Raw genomic sequence first — 20,136 nt, 5'->3', positions numbered from 1 at the left:
GCAAGCCAGCCTGCACCGTGTTCAGGTGCGACCCATCCTGCCCACGGAGCGGGAACGCTGGAATACGCTGATGCAAACGTATCACTACCGGGGCTTTCGCACCTTGGCGGGCCGTAACCTGCGCTATGTGGCTACGCTCGATGGTCGCTGGGTAGCGTTACTGGGCTGGCATGCCGCCGCTTTTCAATGCCAGGCGCGGGATCGGTGGATCGGCTGGTCCTGGATCTTGCGCCGCCAGCGCTTGCATCTCATCGCCAACAATGCCCGTTTTCTGATCCTGCCCGGAGAATCCTTCCCGAATCTGGCGTCCCGTATTCTGGCGCTGAACCTGCACAGGCTCTCTGCGGACTGGCAATCCGTCTATGGGCATCCCATCGTGCTGGCTGAGACCTTTGTGGAATCCCCCCGTTTTACCGGTGCCTGCTACCGGGCCGCCAACTGGGTGGATGTCGGCGGAACCAAGGGCTTCGCCCGCCGTCCCGGTGGTGGCTATGTCCACCACGGCCAACCTAAACGTCTTCTGCTCTTTCCTCTCCATCCACAGGCGCGGGCCTGGTTGGCCCAGCCGCAGCCCCAACTCGAATGGACCCATACCCCCATGCAAACCGTGACGTTGAGCGACGCGCAAATGGAAGGCTTGCGCCAAATCTTTTTCCGCCTTCCCGATACCCGCAGCAAACTAGGCAAGCAGCATCCCCTCCCGGCCATCCTGACGGTGGCCGTGGCCGCTGTCCTGACGCGGGCCGAAAGTTATGCCGCCATCGCCGAGTGGGGCGGTCGCTTGACCCAGGCTCAATTGAAGCGCATCCGCGCCCGATTCGATCCCAAAACCAAGCGCTACCTCGCCCCCTCCGAACCGACCATCCGGCGCGTCTTGCAAGGGGCCGATGTGGAGGCGCTGGATGCGGCGATCGGCGCCTGGCTACTGGGTACGGCGGGCTTTGAAGCGGTGGCCGTCGATGGCAAAGTCCTCAAAGGGGCCGCACGCGCAGACGGCGCTCAGGTGCATCTGCTCAGCGCGTTCCTGCATGGACAGGGGGCCACCATCGCGCAAAAAGAAATCGCCCGGAAAACCAACGAAATTCCAGAACTGCGCAACCTGCTCCAGGACGTCAACATCGCGGGCAAGGTCGTCACCGCCGATGCCCTGCATACCCAGCGGGAGACCGCCCGCTTCCTCGTCGAAGACAAGAAAGCCGATTATCTCTTCACCGCCGTCAAAGGCAATCAACGAAAACTCCGCGACCGTCTGACGTGCCTCCCTTGGGGCGATTTTCCCCCTCAACGCTGAAACCACAGAGGTCGGGCATGGCCGCTTTGAATACCGCAAAATCATCGTCGCCACCCGGGCAACCGGCCTCCATTTTCCGCATGTCGGACAAGCTTTCCTGATCCAACGCTCCACCATCAACAGCAAAGAGGGCACGATTCGGGATGATTATGCCTTCGGACTCACCAGCCTGACCCCGGATCGTGCCACGCCCGAAAATCTGTTGGGCTTGGCCCGTGGTCACTGGGAAATTGAAAACCGGAACCATCATGTCCGCGATGTGACTTTCCACGAGGACCTCTCCCAAGTCCGTACCCAGAACGGTCCCCATATGATGGCGACCTTGCGCGAACTGGCCATGAGCATTATGCGTCTCACTGGCGTCAAGAATATCGCCAAAGCGTGCCGGGATTTCGCCGCCAGCGCGCACAAAACGCTCCGCCAACTCGGATACTGAGGCGCCACCACGGGGTTTACCTATCCGAGAATAGCTCCGGAGGGCGAGCTGCGTCCGTCAGCCACCCCATTCACGATTCTGCACCCAAAATCGCCTGAAAATGCCGCATTTCCACCAACTATAGCCCCTTCAAACCACCATTAAAATCAGTGGCGAAAACCTCTGCTACTATATCTGGCGAGCTTGACGGAGCCCTGGGGTGAGCAGCTCTTATGGCTATCTGTTTCAGGGCGGTTTCAAACCCAGCGACACCTGGACGGTCGGTTTTACGCTGACTATCCCCCTGTTCACCGGCTTTAATAATCATTATCAGATTCGCCAGAACGAAGCCCTGCGTGATCAGGCGGAAGCCAATCTCGCTGCCAGCCGCAACAGTACCGAGAGCATCGTCTGGCAGGATTATCATAATTTTCAGGGGGCCACAGCTGCCTGGCCGGGAGCTCGCAGCGGCCTGCAAAATGCCGAAAAGGCGCTGGAAGTGGTCCAGGCTCAATATCGGGTGGGTCAAGCCACCATCCAGGATGTCCTGCTGGCAGAATCCACTCTGGCTCAGGCCCGATACACCCTCATTCAGAATCTGGTCAGCAGTTATGTGGCACTGGCACAACTCAGCCAGGCCGTAGGCATGCCTTTGGGAGCACAAAAACCGTGAGTCGTTACCCGCTGATATTTCTCCTGAGCACCGCTGTACTAGGCATCGCTGGCTGTCAGGGCAAAGCCCGGCATGAAATCCCGCCCCTCCAGGTCGAACTGGTCAGTCCCCGGGTACAAGACATGACCCATTACATCGGCTATCTGGGGACCGTTACCCCTATCCAGACCGTCACCGTCATTCCTCAAACCTCGGGACTTTTGCAGCACATTGCATTTACCCAGGGGACCATGGTCCACAAAGGACAACACCTCTTTACCATTGATCCATCGCAAACCCAGGCAGCCTTGGCCCAGGCACAGGCCAAACTGGCTGCCGATCAGGCCACGGCGCGCTACAACCAGAATCTCGTGGATCAGGAACGTCCCCTGGTAGAAAAGGATTTCATCACTCGCCAAAGCTTTGATCAGGCTGTTTCCCAGGCGCAGGCGGCCCGCGCCCAGATTGCCGAGGATCAGGCAGCAGTCACCCAGGCACGCATCAACCTGTCCTACACGCATATTGTTGCTCCCATCAGCGGCCGGATTGGACTGGCGCTGGTCAAGGCCGGCAACCTGGTCGTCGCCAACCAGACCCAGTTGACCACCATCAATGAAATCAGTCCCATCACCATCAATTTCAGTGTTCCCCAGGCTGAACTGGCAGCAGCCCGGCAGGCGCAACAACAAAAAAGCATGCTCTCCATCATGGACGAAAAAGGGGGGAGCACTCTGGCCCAGGGTAAACTGACTTTTATCGACAACACCGTCAGCGCCAATACGGCCACTATCAATCTGCAAGCCACCGTGCCCAACACCGATTTCAAACTCTGGCCCGGCCAGTATGTGCAGGTGCAAATGCCTGTCCAGCATGTCGACAACGCCTTGGTGCTCCCGGTCGGCGCAGTGCAACAGGGCAGTTCTGGCCCCTTCGTTTATGCCGTAGAACAAGGCAAGGCCAGCGATAAACCGGTTCAGGTGCTCTGGGAAACGGGCACACAGGCGGTCATCAGTGGCATCTCCAGCACTGATCGCGTGGTTTTCCCGCTCCCGGCGCGGATTTATCCGGGTGCAGCTGTGCAGGTAGGGGGTAAAAACAGCAGCTTCCGACATACCCATTCAGGGAAAGCATCATGAATTTCTCCGCCTTGTTCATCCGCCGCCCGGTGATGACAGTCATCACCATTCTCGGCCTGGTGTTTTATGGCATTTTCGCTTTTACCAACCTACCGGTAGCCCTGCTACCCAGCGTCGATTTCCCAACGGTCATGGTTTCCGCCAGCCTGCCCGGGGCCAGTCCCCAGACCATGGCCAGCGCTGTGGCCACCCCGCTCGAAAAACAGTTCTCGTCCATCCCCGGACTGTCTTCGATGAGTTCCGTCAATAATCAGGGATCGACGCGGATCGTCCTGCAGTTTGATCTCAGCCAGAACATTGATGTGGCGACGCAGAATGTCGCCAATGCGGTAACTCAGGCCAGCCATCTCTTGCCTCCCGGCATGCCCAGCCTGCCTTTCGTTAAGCAGCTGAATCCCTCGGCGGCGCCCATTGAGTTCATCGCGCTTTCGGCTCCCAATATGCCTATCTATCAGCTCAACCAGTACGCAGTAGATAAGGTCGTACCAGCCATCTCCGGAATCCCGGGCGTCGCTCAGGTACAAATATTCGGTGAACAGAATTATGCTGTCCGCATTCATGCCAACCCTTTTGCCATGCAGGCCCATGGCATCTCCCTGCAGGCGCTGAGTGCAGCCATCAGCAGTCATAATGTCAACCTGCCCCAGGGAACCGTACTGGGTGCGGTGCGCAATTATGCCGTGAATGTGCATGGACAACTCCATGATGCCCAGGCCTTTGCGCATATGCCGGTCAGCTTTGCCAATGGGGCAGTCGTGCCTCTTGCGGATATCGCCAAGGTCAGCAATGGTGTCGACAATGATCAGATTGCCAGCTGGATCGGCAATCAGCGGGCCCTGATTCTGGCGGTAGTCCGTCAGCCCGATGCCGATACCGTAGCTATTTCCGATACCATCGGGAAACGCCTCCCTGGCCTCAGCGCCAGCCTGCCGGGCGGGGCAAAAATGACGATTGTTTACGACAAGGCCGATTATATTCGCGCCGCCGTGGAAGAAGTGGAAATTACCCTGCTGCTGGCTTCCCTGCTGGTGGCTGGTGTGCTTTGGCTCTTCCTGCGCCGGGGCAGCCCCACACTGATTGGTGCAGTGGCTATCCCAGCCTCCATTCTCGCCACCTTTGCCATCATCTACGAACTGGGCTACACCCTGAATACGCTGACTCTGTTAGCCCTGACCCTGGCGGTGGGATTTGTGGTGGACGATGCTGTGGTCATGCTCGAAAACATATCGCGCCATGAAGAAAATGGGGAAGCACCTTTTCAGGCAGCCATTGCGGGCAGCCGAGAAATTGGTTTCACGGTTATCTCCATGACCCTATCCCTGGCCGTAGTGTTTCTGCCCTTTCTGGTGATGGGCGGCATTATCGGTCGCCTATTCCGTGAATTTGGCGTCACCATTGCCATTGTCATTCTGATGTCGGGACTGGTCTCTCTGACCCTGACGCCCATGCTTTGTGCCCGCTACCTGCGCGTAAAACATGTCCGTCCCAGTCGCTTTGAATCTGGCTTTTCCAGACTGCGCGACTGGTACGGACGCAGTCTGCGCAGCACCCTGCAGCATCGTGGCTGGGTATATGGCGCCGCTCTGCTCAGCTTAATGGGCATGATTGGTCTATTCATGATTCTGCCCAAGGGCTTCATTCCCAGAGAAGATAGCGGCATGATCATGGGCGATCTCGAATATCCCCAGGGAATATCCTTCAGCCAACTGGAAAACACTCAGCAGCGCATTGCCGCTGCAGTGGGTCATAACAAGGCCGTGCAAGCGGTCATGTCCAGCGCCGGACAAGGGGCCGGCGCATTTGGCGCAGCCAACAAAGGACGGCTGATCATCCGTCTGAAACCCCTGGGCCAAAGAGTCTCAGGCGAGCAAGTCATCGCCCAGCTACGCCAGATTGTCAGCCGCTTTCACGGTGTGGAGGCGAGTTTCCACATGCCGTCAGCCATTCAGATGGGACCGGTATCCTCTCATTCTCACTATCAATATATTCTTCAGAGCGAAGATCAGGAAAGTCTTGATGCCACTGTACCCAAACTGGTGCAGGCATTGCGTCAAGTTCCCGGCTTGCAGGCGGTCGACAGTGACCTGCAACTCGCCAATCCCGAAATTGAGGTGCACGTTCTCCACCAGCGTGCGCAGGCGATGGGGGTAACCCCACAGAGCATCGAACAGGCGCTCAACTTCGCCTTTGGTGGCACTCAGGTCGGCACCATTTATGCCTCAACCAATCAATACAAAGTTATTCTTGATCTGGAAAGAAAATTCCAGGAGAACCTGGGGGCACTTTCTGCCATCAGCATTCCCGGTAGCGCCGGCCTGGTACCTCTGGCCGCTATCGCTCATTTTGCCTATGGCGTGGGGCCTTTAAGCATCAGCCATTATGACGGCTTGCCCAGTGTGACCATTTCCTTCAATCTGGCCCCCGGCGTTTCCCTGGGAGATGCCACCCAAAGAGTCCAAGACACCGCCGCGCGCATTCTGCCTGCTAATGTGCAAGGGGAATTCGGCGGCTCTGCGGCGGCTTTTTCCCAATCCACCAGCACCCTACCCTTGTTGCTTTTGGCCACCATCGCCCTGATTTACGCCATTCTGGCCATCTTGTATGAGGACTTCATTCATCCCTTGACCATCCTCACTGCGCTGCCTCTTGCCGGTTTCGGCGCACTCCTGGCTTTGTGGATATTTCATCAGGAACTGGACTTGTTCAGCTTCGTCGGCATCATCATGCTCGTCGGTCTGGTCAAGAAAAACGGGATTATCATGGTGGATTTCGCCGTACATCGCCGCCGCGAGGGAGCCACCCCAGTCGATGCCATTGTCGACGCCTGCATGACCCGTTTCCGGCCAATCATGATGACCAACCTCGCAGCAGTATTGGGAATACTCCCTATCGCCATTGGTATCGGCGCCGGTGCAGATTCTCGGGTACCACTCGGTGTGGCAGTCGCCGGCGGCATTATTGTTTCGCAATTCCTGACCCTCTACATCACCCCGGCCTTTTATGTGCTGTTTGAAAACTGGAAAGGTCGCTGGCGGCGTCATTCCCAGGCGCCTCAAAACCAAACGGCAATATCCGGAGAATCTCTATAACTTGGCTTTTTGCAACACCCGTACGCTTACCGCTGTGGATGAGTCCGGCATTTTTGCCAAAAGACAAAGTTTGGAGATACTTTTTTAGCATTATCATGAAATTGTGATATAAAACGGACAACTATCCACAGAAGAGAGAGTCCGCAATGCCTGCAAAAATTCTATTCCTACTTGCCCTGGTCAGTCTGGCAGGATGTGCCACCGTTCCTTACGGTACACCTGAGCAAGGGGCAAGCAACGCCGCCACCCAAAGTGCCCGCCTGGCCCAGGAAAAATCAAAACAGGCGGAACAGCTTCTTGCCGCCGTTGCGGGGCAGCGTGCCAGTGCCGAGCGACAATTTTGCCCCAATTGGCAGCAGGCTTTACTCCGTGCTCGAAATAACGCTATTGGTTGTGCCCAGATGCCGGTCAATGCCCAGTCCACCTGCTGGCAGGCCGTCGCCCAGTGGACCAATGAGGAAAGCCATTATTTTCATGCTCTGCAACCTCTTTTTGCAAACACGCTTTACGCCGGACCTGCCGGACATGCCGCGCATTTTTTTGATTTGGCACAAAGCTGGGCCATGACCTGTGAAAATGACAGCGAAGCCTGTACCCAGGCCAGTGGACACCAACAAATGGATCAGGAAAAAATCCAGGTGAATCATTTCTGCAGCCATTAACCGTAAGCAACACGTCCTCCCCGAAAAACAGAGATTAAGGTCCTGATTATTTTAGCTTGAGCAATTCTTCGGAAAATGCTTATGATTCCACCAGACAGAACTCACTGTCTTTACAATCAACTACAGGAATCTGATTTTCCATATTCAAAAAAGGGAGAAACACCATGCTCAAGGACTTTATCAAAGATTTTAAGACATTCCTGCAGCGCGGGAATGTCATTGACCTGGCTGTCGCCTTTGTCATCGGTACCGCGTTTTCTGCCATTGTCACCGCGCTGGTAGGAGATATCATCATGCCACCCATTGGTATGCTGCTCGACAAGGTGGATTTTTCGAATTTATATCTCATTCTCAAAGAAGGTAATCCCGCGGGTCCGTACTTGACTCTAGCCGCTGCCAAAAAGGCCGGGGCTGTTACCCTGAATTATGGCCTGTTCATCATGGCTCTGATCAGCTTTTTCATAATTGCTTTGGTCATCTTTCTCATTGTTCGCTCTATCAACAAACTCTACCCGAAGCCTGTCGCACCCGTTTCCACCAAAAGTTGCCCCTATTGCCTGTCCAGTATTCCCCTGGCGGCTACCCGTTGCCCCAACTGCACTTCCCAACTGGAATCCTGATCCAGTTACCTGGCGAAGCCGGGATATCGCCTTCGTCTTTCCTGATACCAAGCGTATGCTTATGATTCCTTAATTTAATACAGGAATACGCTTGGTGATCTGGGAATTTCTTCTGGTTTTTCTGCTAGGGCTACTGCTTGGGCTCGCCATTCTCTATATATTGAGTCGGCAGAATTTACGCCGCCAACAAGACGCTACTAAAACCCTTCAGTCCCAACAGGAGCAAGTGATCAACGCACTGCGCCTGCAGGTTCAAGAACAGCAAGCCGCCCTGCTCCAACAAAATGAACTGCGGGTCCGGGCAGAAACCGAAAACCAACAGATCCCCGGACTCCGAGCAACTCTCCAATCCGCCCAAACCGAAACTGGACAAGTCCGGCAAAGCTTGAGCAGCTTGCAAGGACAACTGGCCGAACTGCAAGAACGCCTGGAACAGGAGCGCTTGCGCAGCGCCGAGAAATTGACATTACTGGAAGAGGCCCGGCAACGCCTTGCCGACACTTTTCAGTCTCTTTCTGCGGATGCCCTGCGCCGTAATAATCAGTCTTTTCTGGAGCTTGCCCGGGAAAATCTGGAACGCTTCCAGGAAAATGCCAAAAGCGACTGGGAGGGACGCCAGAAAGCCGTGGATCGACTGATCGAACCGATTCGCAGCTCGATGGAAAAAGTCGGCCAGCGTATGGAGGCCATGGAAAAAACCCGTATTGATGCCTATGGCGCCCTGAATGAACAACTGCGGGGGCTGGTACAGGATCATCTTCCCCGCCTGCATCAGGAAACAGCTTCTCTGGTAAAGGCCTTGCGACAACCGGCAGCGCGCGGACGCTGGGGAGAAATGCAGCTCAAACGCGTAGTGGAAATGGCCGGAATGCTGGCCTATTGTGATTTTACCGAGCAGACCAGTGTGCACACTGAAACGGGTCAGCAACGCCCGGATATGCTGGTACGGCTCCCCGGCGGCAAACGTCTGGTGCTTGATGCCAAAGCGCCCCTCAATGCCTATCTGGAAGCCATGGAAAGCGATGATGAGGCCAGACGTCAGTCTTTATTGCTCAAACACGCCCATGCGCTGCGTAATCACATGACGCAACTCAGCAAAAAATCCTACTGGGAACAATTTCAGCCCACCCCGGAGTTCGTCGTATTGTTCGTTCCCGGTGAAGTGTTTTTCAGTGCCGCCTTGCAGGCGGACCCTACCCTTATTGAATTTGGTGTCGAACAAAAAGTGATTGTCGCCAGTCCCACTACTCTTATCGCCATGCTGCGGGCTGTTTCCTACGGTTGGCGGCAAGAATCCATAGCCGAGAATGCCAAGGCTATCAGCGATCTAGGTAAGGAGCTTTATGATCGTCTACATACTTTGGCAGGCCACTGGAGCCGGTTAGGCAAGAATTTGGGCCAGGCCGTAGACGCCTACAACAAGGCGACCGGTTCATTGGAAGGGCGCGTACTGAGCTCTGCCCGCAAGTTTCGGGATCTCCAAGCCACAGCCGACAATAAGGAAATCAGCATTCAGGAGCCGGTGGAAATCAGCGCCCGCCATTTGCAGGCGGACGAATTGATGGATCGGGATTCAGCGGAACCCGGGGACTAAACAGCCTCCCCCGAGGCTTGTCCGGCTTCCTGCCGACGGGATTGCGCCTGCACCAAGGCCAAAGGCAAGCTGAAAATGACTTTTTCTTCAACCCCTGCGGTTTCCCGGGGGACCGAAGCTCCCCACGCCTGCAACTGCTCGATAATCCCTTTAACCAGACTCTCCGGGGCGGAAGCACCAGCACTGATGCCGATTTTGCTGACCTCCGCAAACCAGTCACGGCGCAACTGGCTGGCATCTTCTATCAAATACGTCGGCGTATCCAGACGCCCCCCCAACTCGGCCAAACGGCTGGAATTGGAGCTGTTGGGCGCACCGACCACCAGCAAAATATCTACCTCGGGCGCCAGACTTTTGACGGCATCCTGGCGATTCTGGGTGGCATAACAAATATCGTCTTTTTTCGGTCCCTGAATCTGAGGGAAACGCTGGCGTAATGCCACAATCACCTCGGCCGTATCATCCATACTGAGAGTTGTCTGGGTAATGTACGCCAGCTTTTCGGGGTTCCGTGGCGTCAGGGTGGCCACGTCAGCCACGGTGGACACCAGATACATCATGCCTTCTTCCACCTGCCCCATGGTCCCTTCGACTTCCGGATGTCCGGCATGGCCGATCAGCACCATTTCCATACCCTCCCGGCTATATTTTTTGACTTCCATATGCACCTTGGTCACCAGGGGACAGGTCGCATCAAACACACTCAAACCCCGTGCGGCAGCATGCTGACGCACGGCGATGGGCACCCCATGGGCGCTGAAAATCACCGTCGCCGCATCGGGCACCTCATCCAGCTCTTCCACAAATACCGCACCTCGCGCACGCAGATCATCAACCACATGACGGTTATGCACGACTTCATGTCGCACATAAATTGGCGCGCCGAACAGCTCCAGGGCCCGATCGACGATTTGAATGGCACGATTGACACCGGCACAGAATCCACGCGGATTGGCAAGCAAAATTTCCATAGGAAGGCTCTCTTTGACAGTTGAGGGAATGGTCCATCCTGTTGCCGACGCTGTCAACCCAAAGCTTTGCCGGTTCATTCATGGGCTTCACTCTTTATTTCTGTAGAAGCTGATAGTTAACCGCAACCTCCTGAGCGTCATAAAAATGTCATATTGAGCTGATATGATCAATCTGGAAAATCCATTTTTTTCAGGAGTTAGCATGGTCGACAGTTCCACCACCACCGGAAACCTGAAACAGCAAACCTCTTCGAATGATAGCGATGAGGCCATTCTTACCTCTACCGGAGACGTTGCCCCGGATTTACGTCCGGATGGCATTCGTGAATTTGTAGTGAATGAGGCCATAGAAGCGGCACAGGCCCAGCAAAACGCCATAGTCAGCGATTACGTGAATACCCATCCCCAGGCCGCCCAGTCCCTGGATGCAGCGATTCAGGTGATCCATTCGGATGTCAGTCCCGAAGATCTGGAACACCTACATGAAAGTGGCGCCATTCATCCCGACAAATATGTGTCGAACACCAATGACACCCTCAATGAAGACTGGCGCACCGGTGGATACCCCTACAAATACCGGATGACACGCCGGGACTATGAGCACGAAAAATACAGTTTGCAGGTGGAACTGCTCAAATTGCAGGCCTGGGTAAAAGCCACCGGCCAAAAAGTTGTGGTGGTTTTTGAGGGCCGCGATGCGGCGGGCAAGGGCGGCACCATCAAACGGTTCATGGAACACCTCAATCCGCGCGGGGCCAGAGTGGTCGCCCTGGACAAACCCTCGGAAAAGGAAAAAGGCCAGTGGTATTTCCAGCGCTATGTCGAGCAGCTACCCACTGCCGGCGAAATGGTCTTTTTTGATCGCTCCTGGTACAACCGCGCCGGTGTCGAAAGAGTGATGGGTTTTTGCAATGAGGCCGATTACCAGGAATTCATGCGTCAGGTGCCGGAGTTTGAGCGACATCTTATTTATAGTGGTATTCATCTCGTCAAACTCTGGTTTTCCGTGACTCGCGACGAACAGCGCCGCCGCTTCGAAGAGCGCAAGGTCCATCCCCTCAAGCAGTGGAAACTGTCGCCCATGGATATTGCTTCCCTGGATCGTTGGGATGATTACACCCGTGCCAAGGAAACCATGTTTTTCCATACGGATACGGCCTATGCCCCCTGGACCGTCGTCAAATCCAACGATAAGAAAAGAGCACGACTGAACGCCTTGCGCCATTTGCTCCAGGTGATTCCCTACGACAACAAGGATATGCACGCCATTGGTCCCGTCGACAGCCTGGTCGTCAGCCGGGCCCACGTCATGTATGGCGAAACCAATTCTCAGGAACTCAACCCTTTTAATAACAGCCCGGAATCTGCCGGGTGATCCCACTTCAAGGAGCTCTCAACCATGAGTACGGAACCCGTGCATATTCCCCCTTCCGGGAAAAGTATCCAGCAGTATATTGACGAAGTACCCGTCTGGCCCGACGGCACAGAACTGAAGGGCACACCCATGACCGCCATGCAATGGCGAATCTGGAGTCTTGCCGTAGCCGGCAAGTTTTTTGAAGGTCTGGTCATTTTCATGACCGGTATTGCCCTGCCTCTCATTGTTCAGGACTTTTCCCTGCAAGCTGCAGAAAAGGGTGTGGTTACTGCTGTGGCACTTTTTGGCATTCTGATTGGTGCCACCATGCTGGGCGGGCTCTCCGATGTATTCGGCCGCAAGCGCATGTTCATTGTCGAGATGGTACTTTTCGTGGCTTTTCTTATCGGTCTGACTCTGAGCCCCAATTATATCTGGATGGTGGTGTGCCTCTTCGGAATTGGTCTGGCCCTGGGCTGTGATTATCCCACCGCCCATCTGGTCATTTCCGAAGCCGTCCCCAGCAAGGGGCGCGGCGGTCTGGTGCTCGGCGCCTTTGCCTTTCAGGCGGTAGGCGCCATTGTCGGAGCGGGTCTGGGCATCGTCATCCTCGACGTCTATCCCGAAGTCGATGCCTGGCGCTGGATGTATGCCGCCGCCATCATTCCCGCCATCCTGGTGATTGTCGGCCGTTTTTTCATCACCGACAGTCCCCACTGGCTGGCCAGCAAGGGGCGCGTCGAAGAAGCTGAAAAAGAAACCCGCAGACTCCTCAAGCGCGAACCCCAATATCCCAAGGAAGTGCGCCTGAACAAGGAACATGCCCACGGGCATCAGAAAGTCAGCCCGGCGGTACTTTTCAACACCCATAACCGCCGTGCCACCTTCCTCGCCTCCATTCCCTGGTTCCTGCAGGATCTGGGTACTTACGGCATCGGTATTTTTACCCCGATCATTCTGGCTACCACCCTGGGTTCCTCCAAAGATGTACATTCTGTGGCTGATCTGGCGCAGAACGTGATGCTCTCCGCCAAAGGTACCGCCCTGCTCGACGTCCTGTTGATTCTGGGAGTGCTCGCGGCCATCTTCATGGTGGAAGGTACGGGCCGGATCAAATTGCAGATCATCGGTTTCATTGGTTGTGCTGTGGGTTTGGGTCTGGCGGCCATCTCCCTGAACCTGCCCGCTGGTGACAAGACCATTCTGCTCTTTGCGGGATTCATGCTTTTCAACTTCATGACCAATCTTGGGCCCAATGCTCAGACTTATCTGCTGGCAGGAGAGGTGTTCCCCACTTCCATTCGTGGCTACGGGGCCGGTTTCGCGGCTTCTTTCGCCAAGATTGGGGCGGTCATGACCGCTTTTCTGTTTCCCATTCTGTTGCACAATATCGGCACCCAGATCCTGTTGATCATTCTGGTAGGAACATCAATACTGGGCGCTATTGTAACCTGGATATTCCGGGTGGAAACTCGTGGCAGCCTGGAAAAAATTGAAAAGGCGCGTATTCAGCCGCAGGTCTGACATCCCTGTTGATACAAGGGCCGAAAACAATCGGCCCGCTTTCCCGCCGGAAATGGCTGTAGGCCTTTCCGGCGGAATTATTTACACGCTGCTGCAAAATACAAGAAAGGAGCCGGAAAATGCTGGTCAACTGTGTAGTATATAACGATGGACATAAGGTCGCAGACAGCGTGCTGGAAGATATTCCCCGTTATCTGCAGGAATCCGGCAATTTTGTCTGGGTCGCTCTGCAGGATGCCACCGAGCAGGAATTACGTGTTCTGCAAAAACAGTTCCAACTCCATGAACTGGCTGTGGAGGATGTATTCAATGGCCTGCAAAGGCCCAAAGTTGAGGAGTATGACGAGCATCTCTTCGTGATCCTGCAGGCCCCCGCCTATCATGGCGAGGACCTCCACATGGGGCAGATCAACATTTTTGTGGGCAGCAATTTTGTCCTTTCCGTTCGCCAGGATTGTGAACAAACGCTACTCGGGGTACGTGCCCGGGCAGAACGGGAACCGCATCTGCTTAAATATGGCTCTGCGTATGTACTTTATGCGCTGTCCGACGCCATTGTGGACCTGTTTTTTCCAGTGGTAGATATGCTGGATGATGAGCTGGAGCAACTGGAAACCGTCATGTTTCACAATCAGGCAGCCCGCCAGAACATGGAACGCCTGTATGATTTCAAATACAAAAGCAACGTGTTACGCCATGCTTTACTGCCTTTGGCGGACGGCTTCAGTAAACTCTTTGGTGGACGGGTACCCGCCCAAATCGATGGCGCCGAAAACTACTTCCGGGATGTGCATGATCACATCATGCTGCTGAACAGCCAGCTGGATACCATCAGAGATACCATCTCTACCGCCATTCAGGTCAATTTATCCCTGATCGCCATCGATCACGGCGAAGTCAACAAAAAACTGGCCGGTTGGGGCGCCATTCTGGTGTTGATTACCATTTTTACCGGCATCTGGGGCATGAACTTTGAGTATATGCCTGAACTGCACTGGAAATTCGGGTATCCCATGGCGCTGAGCATCATCGGGGGATCATCTTTCTATTTATATCGACGCTTTAAAAAAGCCGGCTGGATTTAATCCGGATTATCAGCCATCACCCCACAGAGCCTGGAGCACGGCAACCGCCGCCACTGCGGCGGTTTCTGCACGCAGAATCCGGGGCCCCATGCGTACTTTCTGAAAACCCTCAGCACTCGCAACTGCCAACTCCTGAACACTTAATCCGCCCTCCGGCCCGCTGAGCAAGGTCAACTCTGTGCCGGGATGGAGCAAATCACGCATGAGCGGATTCTCAGGCCCCGGATCCAATACCAGTCCTGCTCCTCGACGGCGGGGCCAGACCTCATCTAAGGCCACAGGCGGCAACACACTCGGGACTGTGGTGGCTCCGCTCTGTTCACAGGCGGCAATCACTATGTCCTGCCAGCGCTTGAGCCGCTTCTCGCCACGCGCCTCACCGAGCTGCACCACCGCATGCTGACAGGCAACCGGTTGGATCGTCTGCACGCCCAGTTCCACGGCCTTCTGCAAGCTCCAGTCCCAGCGCTCGCCCCGCATCAAGGGTAACCAAAGATGAATGGCAAGGGGCGAGCGAGTATCCCGCAAAAAGCGCTGGCTAATCTGAATTTCGGCGCGGTGATCTACGGTCCCCGTCAATATTCCGGCATGTACAAATCCATCCCCATTGAACAGGGTCAGATCCTGACCCAGACGCGCCCGCAACACTTTCAACAAGTGATGACTGGGTTCCCTGGGCAACAAATAAGTACCGCTTTCGGGCAATTCGGAATCAGCGTATAAATGAATGCGTGGCATAACGGCAAATTTCAGCAGTCTGACAATAACCCGCATATCATCGCAGCGCCGCCAGGGTGGGTCAAAAAACGCGGAGAAAAACATGTCCATCATCCATGAAATCGATCAGCAATGGGTTGGGAAATTACTACGGACCAGTGCCGAGAGGTTCATACTCCCTCGATTTCACACCGTCGTAAGCAGCCGCAAGCCTGATGGCAGTATCGTGACCAGCGCCGACATTGACAGCCAGAACTTTCTCCAGGATATGCTGGCGGCACGCTATCCCGACATTCCCTTGCTAGGCGAGGAAATGTCGCCCCAGGAACAACAACAACTCCTCCAAAACAGTACCGCGCTCTGGTGTCTGGACCCCTTGGACGGCACCAGTAATTTTGCTGCCGGGGTGCCGGTATTCGGGATTTCCCTGGCACTACTGGAAAAAGGTCATTCGATCATGGGCTGGATTTATGATCCGGTGCGCGCCGAACTGTTTTCGGCCGTCCGTGGACAAGGCGCAAAAGTGGACAACAACCCGCTTCTCACCCGGGAAGCACCAGCATTGAAATACTGTGTCGGTGTAGTCGATTACAAGCGACTAAAGCGCCCTCTGGCCCTGCGCATTATTGATGAACGCCCCTTTCACAGTCAGCGTAATTTTGGCGCCTCGGTCCTCGAATGGTGCTGGCTGGCCGCCGGACGCTACCATTTTTATCTCCATGGCGCCCAGCAGCTCTGGGACCGCGCTGCAGGGGCGCTGATCCTGCAAGAAGCCGGTGGCCAGATCTCCTGCTTTGACGGCTCCCCCTTACAGGAAAAAGATCTGAAACCCCGCTCCATCATTGCCACTCTCGACCCGGATCTGCACCAGACCTGGCGCAACTGGATGGACCAGGCCACTGATCAAGGCGTCGAGTTCCCAAACGCGGCCCTTTGATTTATGCTAAAAACAATTATGTCTTTCATGTAAAATCGCCACTAGAAGGGAAATCCGTATGTCATCCATAGGTAGTCTTGCGCTGTCTTTGCTCCCCGTTACCGAATCAGCCGCCCGCGCAGCCAGTGCCTGGATAGGGCGAGGTGAAAAAGAATTGGGTGACGGTGCCGCCGTGGATGCCATGCGTGCTGCCATCGCTCAGGTGCCGATGCGCGGCGTCGTCATCATCGGTGAAGGCGAAAAAGACGAAGCCCCCATGCTCTACAATGGTGAGCAGGTCGGTTCGGGCAGCGGCCCCGAAGTGGAAATTGCCGTGGACCCCGTCGAAGGCACCACCTTTCTCGCCCAGGGCATGCCCGGTTCCATTTGTGTTTTGGCCGCAGCCCCCAAAGGTAGCATGTTCCAGCCCGGCCCGGCCTACTACATGGACAAGCTGATTGTCCCCGCCCCGGCGCGCGGCAAAATTGATCCTGAAGCCCCCATGCAAGCCAAGTTGCAGGCACTGGCCAAGGCCCTCGGCAAGGATGTCAAGGAACTGCGTATTTTCCTTTTGAAGAAACCCCGCCATGACGCCATGATTCGCGAAATCCAGGCTGCTGGCGCCACCGTTCGCCTGCAGACCGACGGCGACGTCAGCGGCGGCATCATGGCTGCACTGGGCACCAAGGTGGATGCCATGATGGGTATCGGCGGCACCCCCGAAGGCGTGATCTCGGCCTGTGCAGCCCGGGCCATGGGCGCCGACATGTTTGGCTGCCTGGCACCGCAAAAACCCGGTGAAGCCGAAGCCATCGAAAAAGCCGGCCTCAAGGTCGGACAATGGCTCAGCCGTGACGAACTCGTCTCCAGTGATGACGTACTTTTCGTGGCTACGGGCCTGACTTCCGGCGACATTCTCGATGGCGTGACCCGCTCCCACTACTTTGTAGAGAGCGAAACCCTGGTGATTTCCGGCCATGACGGCATTTTGCGTCGGGTTCGCACCCACCAGCGCGCTGACTGATATTTTCATTTATTCAAGGAGTGTGTGATGACTGTAACCCGTACTGATCTGGCCAATGCCATTCGCGTTCTGGCCATGGATGCCGTCGAAAAGGCGAAGTCTGGCCACCCCGGAATGCCCATGGGCATGGCGGACATAGCCGAAGTCCTATGGAATGATTTTCTGGTGCACAATCCCGCCAATCCCCATTGGCCCGGACGTGACCGCTTCATTCTGTCCAACGGTCACGGGTCGATGTTGCAGTATGCCCTCCTCCATTTGAGCGGTTACGACCTGTCCATTGAAGATCTTCAACAGTTCCGCCAGTGGCACAGCAAAACTCCCGGTCATCCTGAATATCGTGATGCCCCCGGCGTAGAAACCACGACCGGCCCCCTGGGTCAGGGCGTTGCCAATGGCGTCGGCATGGCCCTCGCTGAACGGATGCTGGCCGCCCAGTTCAACCGTCCCGACCACGAAATCGTCAACAACTACACCTATGTTTTCCTGGGTGACGGCTGCCTCATGGAAGGCGTTTCCCACGAAGCCTGCTCGCTGGCTGGCGTCTGGGGTTTGAACAAGCTGGTCTGCTTCTATGACGACAACAACATTTCCATCGACGGTCATGTGGACGACTGGTTCGGTGACGATACTCCCGCCCGCTTCGAAGCCTATGGCTGGCATGTCATCCGTCATGTAGATGGTCATGATCCTGAAGCGATCAAAAAAGCCATTGCCCAGGCCCACAAGCAGACCACACAGCCGACCCTGATCTGCTGCAAGACGGTTATCGGTCACGGTTCTCCCAACAAGGCGGGCACTCATGATGTGCATGGCGCCGCCCTCGGCGCCGAAGAAGTCGCGCTGACCCGCAAGAATCTCGGCTGGAGCGGTGCACCTTTTGAAATTCCCGAAGCTATTTATCACGGCTATAACGCCAAGGCCAAGGGTGAAGCCGCCGAAAGCGCCTGGAAGGAAAAATTTGCTCAATACAAGGCCAATTTCCCCAAGGAAGCGGCCGAATTTGAACGCCGCCTGACAGGCGAAGCGAGCCCCGAGTTTGACGCCGCCATTGCCCGATTAATCAGCGAATTCCGCACGGAAAATCCGAAAATTGCCACCCGCGTCGCCTCCGGCAAAACCATCCAAGGTATTGCTGCCTCCCTGCCGGAATTTCTCGGCGGTTCTGCAGATCTGACTCCATCCAACAATACCCGCTGGAAAGAAGCTATCGACATTGGCAAACACCGTTTGATGGGTAACTACATCCATTACGGGGTGCGGGAGTTCGGCATGTCCGCCATCATGAATGGCGTGTCCTTGTACGGCGGTTTCCTGCCTTTTGGTGGCACCTTCCTGATTTTCTCGGACTACAGCCGCAATGCCATTCGCATGTCGGCCCTGATGGGTATTCGCGTGGTCTACGTCATGACCCATGACTCCATCGGCCTCGGCGAAGACGGCCCGACCCATCAGCCCGTCGAACAGGTCAACAGCCTGCGCCTGATTCCCAATCTCAACGTCTGGCGTCCTGCCGATGCCGTGGAAACCACAATTGCCTGGGAATCCTCCGTCAAGCTCCAGCGCACGCCTTCCCTGCTTGCTCTCAGCCGCCAGAATCTGCCCGCCCTGCCCCATACCGATGAAACCGTAGCCAACGCCCGTCGCGGCGGCTATGTGCTCAAGGACGCCGAGGGTGACAAGGCTCAAGGTATCCTGATTGCGACCGGCTCCGAAGTGGAGCTCGCTCTGGCGGCCCAGGCGAAACTGGCCGAACAGGGCCACGCGGTGCGTGTGGTATCCATGCCCTGCATGGACATTTTTGCCGCCCAGGATGCGGCTTATCAGGAAAGCGTCCTGCCGGCCGGCATCAGCAAGCGGGTCGCCATCGAGGCTGGCACCACCGGACTCTGGTACAAATATGTGGGCCTGCAGGGCGCGGTCGTGGGTATCGACCACTTCGGCGCTTCCGCGCCGGCGCCGACATTGTTCGCCAAATTCGGATTCACTGTGGACAACATTGTCGCCCAGTACCAGTCACTTTGAATTTATTTGCAATTTTGAGGAGTTACTATAATGACCATTCGTGTAGGTATTAATGGTTTTGGCCGTATCGGCCGCATGGCTTTTCGTGCCATCGCCAAGGAAGCGGAGTTCAACAATCTGGAGGTGGTTGCCATCAATGACTTGCTTGATCCCGCCTATCTGGCCTATATGCTCCAGTACGATTCCGTACACGGCCGCTTTCAGGGTGACGTCAAAGTCGAAGGGAATGATCTGGTCGTCAATGGTAAAAGCATCCGCCTGACTGCCGAACGCGATCCCGCCAACCTCAAATGGGGTGATGTGGATGTGGATGTGGTCATTGAATCCACCGGCTTTTTCCTGACTGGAGAAACCTGCCAGAAGCACCTGGATGCCGGCGCCAAAAAAGTGGTGCAGTCGGCTCCTTCCAAGGATGACACCCCGATGTTTGTTTACGGGGTCAATCACAGCAAATACGCCGGCGAGAAAATCGCCTCTGCCGCTTCCTGCACGACCAACTGCCTGGCCCCCATCGCCAAGGTGCTTCATGATCATTTCGGGATCAAGCGCGGCCTGATGAGTACCGTCCATGCGGCCACCGCCACCCAGAAAACCGTCGACGGTCCTTCTTCCAAGGACTGGCGCGGTGGTCGGGGTATTCTCGAAAACATCATCCCTTCCTCAACGGGCGCCGCCAAGGCTGTAGGCAAGGTCATTCCTGAGCTGAACAAGAAGCTGACCGGTATGTCCTTCCGGGTACCCACTTCGGACGTTTCGGTCGTGGATCTCACCGCCGAACTGGTCAAGGAAACCAGTTACGAAGAAATTTGCAAGGTCATGAAAGCCGCCAGTGAAGGCCCCCTCAAAGGCGTATTGGGTTATACTGATGCGTCTGTAGTTTCGACCGATTTCCGGGGCTATCCCACTCCCTCCATTTTTGACGCTGGCGCGGGAATACAACTCGACCCCACCTTCGTCAAGGTAGTGTCCTGGTATGACAATGAATATGGCTATACCTGCAACATGATGCGCTTCGTCAAGCACGTCGCCAGTCACTGATTCTGCACACTGGAGATGAG

Annotated in this window: 17 protein-coding genes; 15 read left to right on the top strand and 2 right to left on the bottom strand. The window is 55.7% G+C overall.

Annotated features, from left to right (window positions below):
- From B1757_RS06580 to B1757_RS06545, 8 genes are all read left to right on the top strand, one after another.
- The coding region (locus tag B1757_RS06580; protein ID WP_101537243.1) for an ISAs1 family transposase at window positions 1–1,291 on the top strand (1,291 nt) is incomplete at its 5' end.
- Window positions 1,272–1,727 carry an ISAs1 family transposase gene (locus B1757_RS16030; protein WP_140391020.1) on the top strand — a complete coding sequence of 152 codons (456 nt, stop codon included), beginning with the start codon at window positions 1,272–1,274 and terminating at the stop codon, window positions 1,725–1,727. The genes B1757_RS06580 and B1757_RS16030, both read left to right, overlap by 20 nt.
- A gap of 199 nt (window positions 1,728–1,926) precedes the next feature.
- Entirely contained in the window at window positions 1,927–2,379 is a 453-nt protein-coding gene (locus B1757_RS06570; protein ID WP_253253752.1) for a TolC family protein, read from the top strand.
- Window positions 2,376–3,494 (top strand): efflux RND transporter periplasmic adaptor subunit, encoded by a 1,119-nt coding sequence (locus B1757_RS06565; RefSeq protein ID WP_101537557.1) that lies wholly within the window; start codon window positions 2,376–2,378, stop codon window positions 3,492–3,494. The genes B1757_RS06570 and B1757_RS06565 overlap by 4 nt, the downstream gene beginning before the upstream one ends.
- Complete coding sequence (locus tag B1757_RS06560; RefSeq protein ID WP_101537556.1) at window positions 3,491–6,583, top strand: efflux RND transporter permease subunit; 3,093 nt, start codon at window positions 3,491–3,493, stop codon at window positions 6,581–6,583. The genes B1757_RS06565 and B1757_RS06560 overlap by 4 nt, the downstream gene beginning before the upstream one ends.
- A gap of 146 nt (window positions 6,584–6,729) precedes the next feature.
- Window positions 6,730–7,245 (top strand): hypothetical protein, encoded by a 516-nt coding sequence (locus B1757_RS06555; RefSeq protein WP_101537555.1) that lies wholly within the window; start codon window positions 6,730–6,732, stop codon window positions 7,243–7,245.
- 164 nt (window positions 7,246–7,409) lie between these two features.
- Complete coding sequence (gene mscL / locus B1757_RS06550; protein WP_101537554.1) at window positions 7,410–7,865, top strand: large conductance mechanosensitive channel protein MscL; 456 nt, start codon at window positions 7,410–7,412, stop codon at window positions 7,863–7,865.
- A gap of 94 nt (window positions 7,866–7,959) precedes the next feature.
- Window positions 7,960–9,459 carry a DNA recombination protein RmuC gene (locus B1757_RS06545; protein ID WP_101537553.1) on the top strand — a complete coding sequence of 500 codons (1,500 nt, stop codon included), beginning with the start codon at window positions 7,960–7,962 and terminating at the stop codon, window positions 9,457–9,459.
- On the opposite strand, the gene ispH is transcribed toward B1757_RS06545, so the two are convergent.
- Window positions 9,456–10,430: a 4-hydroxy-3-methylbut-2-enyl diphosphate reductase gene (ispH, locus tag B1757_RS06540; protein ID WP_101537552.1), complete on the bottom strand. Its 975-nt coding sequence runs from the start codon at window positions 10,428–10,430 to the stop codon at window positions 9,456–9,458. The two genes, B1757_RS06545 and ispH, sit on opposite strands and share 4 nt — an antisense overlap.
- A gap of 202 nt (window positions 10,431–10,632) precedes the next feature.
- On the opposite strand from ispH, the gene ppk2 reads away from it, so the two are divergent.
- The 3 genes from ppk2 (at window position 10,633) to B1757_RS06525 (ending at window position 14,396) form a co-directional block, all read left to right on the top strand.
- Window positions 10,633–11,805: a polyphosphate kinase 2 gene (gene ppk2 / locus B1757_RS06535; protein WP_101537562.1), complete on the top strand. Its 1,173-nt coding sequence runs from the start codon at window positions 10,633–10,635 to the stop codon at window positions 11,803–11,805.
- Between the two features lie 24 nt (window positions 11,806–11,829).
- On the top strand, window positions 11,830–13,311 hold the full coding sequence (locus tag B1757_RS06530) for an MFS transporter (RefSeq protein ID WP_101537551.1): 1,482 nt from the start codon (window positions 11,830–11,832) through the stop codon (window positions 13,309–13,311).
- Between the two features lie 119 nt (window positions 13,312–13,430).
- Window positions 13,431–14,396 (top strand): magnesium and cobalt transport protein CorA, encoded by a 966-nt coding sequence (locus B1757_RS06525; RefSeq protein WP_101537550.1) that lies wholly within the window; start codon window positions 13,431–13,433, stop codon window positions 14,394–14,396.
- 9 nt (window positions 14,397–14,405) lie between these two features.
- Here the strand turns inward: B1757_RS06525 and B1757_RS06520 are convergent, their stop codons facing one another.
- The gene (locus B1757_RS06520; protein WP_253253751.1) at window positions 14,406–15,218 is read right to left on the bottom strand and encodes a 16S rRNA (uracil(1498)-N(3))-methyltransferase; all 813 of its coding nucleotides are present in this window, start codon (window positions 15,216–15,218) and stop codon (window positions 14,406–14,408) included.
- Here B1757_RS06520 and B1757_RS06515 point away from each other — a divergent pair.
- Genes B1757_RS06515 through gap form a run of 4 tightly spaced genes read left to right on the top strand, consistent with a single transcriptional unit; the run spans window position 15,217 to window position 20,116 of the window.
- The gene (locus tag B1757_RS06515; protein ID WP_172437627.1) at window positions 15,217–16,050 is read left to right on the top strand and encodes an inositol monophosphatase family protein; all 834 of its coding nucleotides are present in this window, start codon (window positions 15,217–15,219) and stop codon (window positions 16,048–16,050) included. The genes B1757_RS06520 and B1757_RS06515 overlap by 2 nt on opposite strands.
- Window positions 16,051–16,108: 58 nt before the next feature.
- Window positions 16,109–17,053 (top strand): class II fructose-bisphosphatase, encoded by a 945-nt coding sequence (gene glpX / locus B1757_RS06510; RefSeq protein ID WP_101537549.1) that lies wholly within the window; start codon window positions 16,109–16,111, stop codon window positions 17,051–17,053.
- A gap of 27 nt (window positions 17,054–17,080) precedes the next feature.
- The gene (gene tkt, locus B1757_RS06505; protein ID WP_101537548.1) at window positions 17,081–19,078 is read left to right on the top strand and encodes a transketolase; all 1,998 of its coding nucleotides are present in this window, start codon (window positions 17,081–17,083) and stop codon (window positions 19,076–19,078) included.
- Window positions 19,079–19,108: 30 nt separating this feature from the next.
- Entirely contained in the window at window positions 19,109–20,116 is a 1,008-nt protein-coding gene (gene gap, locus B1757_RS06500; RefSeq protein WP_101537547.1) for a type I glyceraldehyde-3-phosphate dehydrogenase, read from the top strand.
- Window positions 20,117–20,136: the final 20 nt, after the last annotated feature.

Origin of the sequence: Acidithiobacillus marinus (assembly GCF_002847505.1) — a bacterium.
Taxonomy (GTDB): Bacteria; Pseudomonadota; Gammaproteobacteria; order Acidithiobacillales; family Acidithiobacillaceae; genus Acidithiobacillus; species Acidithiobacillus marinus.
The sequence above is the reverse complement of the archived record's forward strand: the minus strand, read 5'-3'. Positions and strand labels throughout refer to the sequence as shown.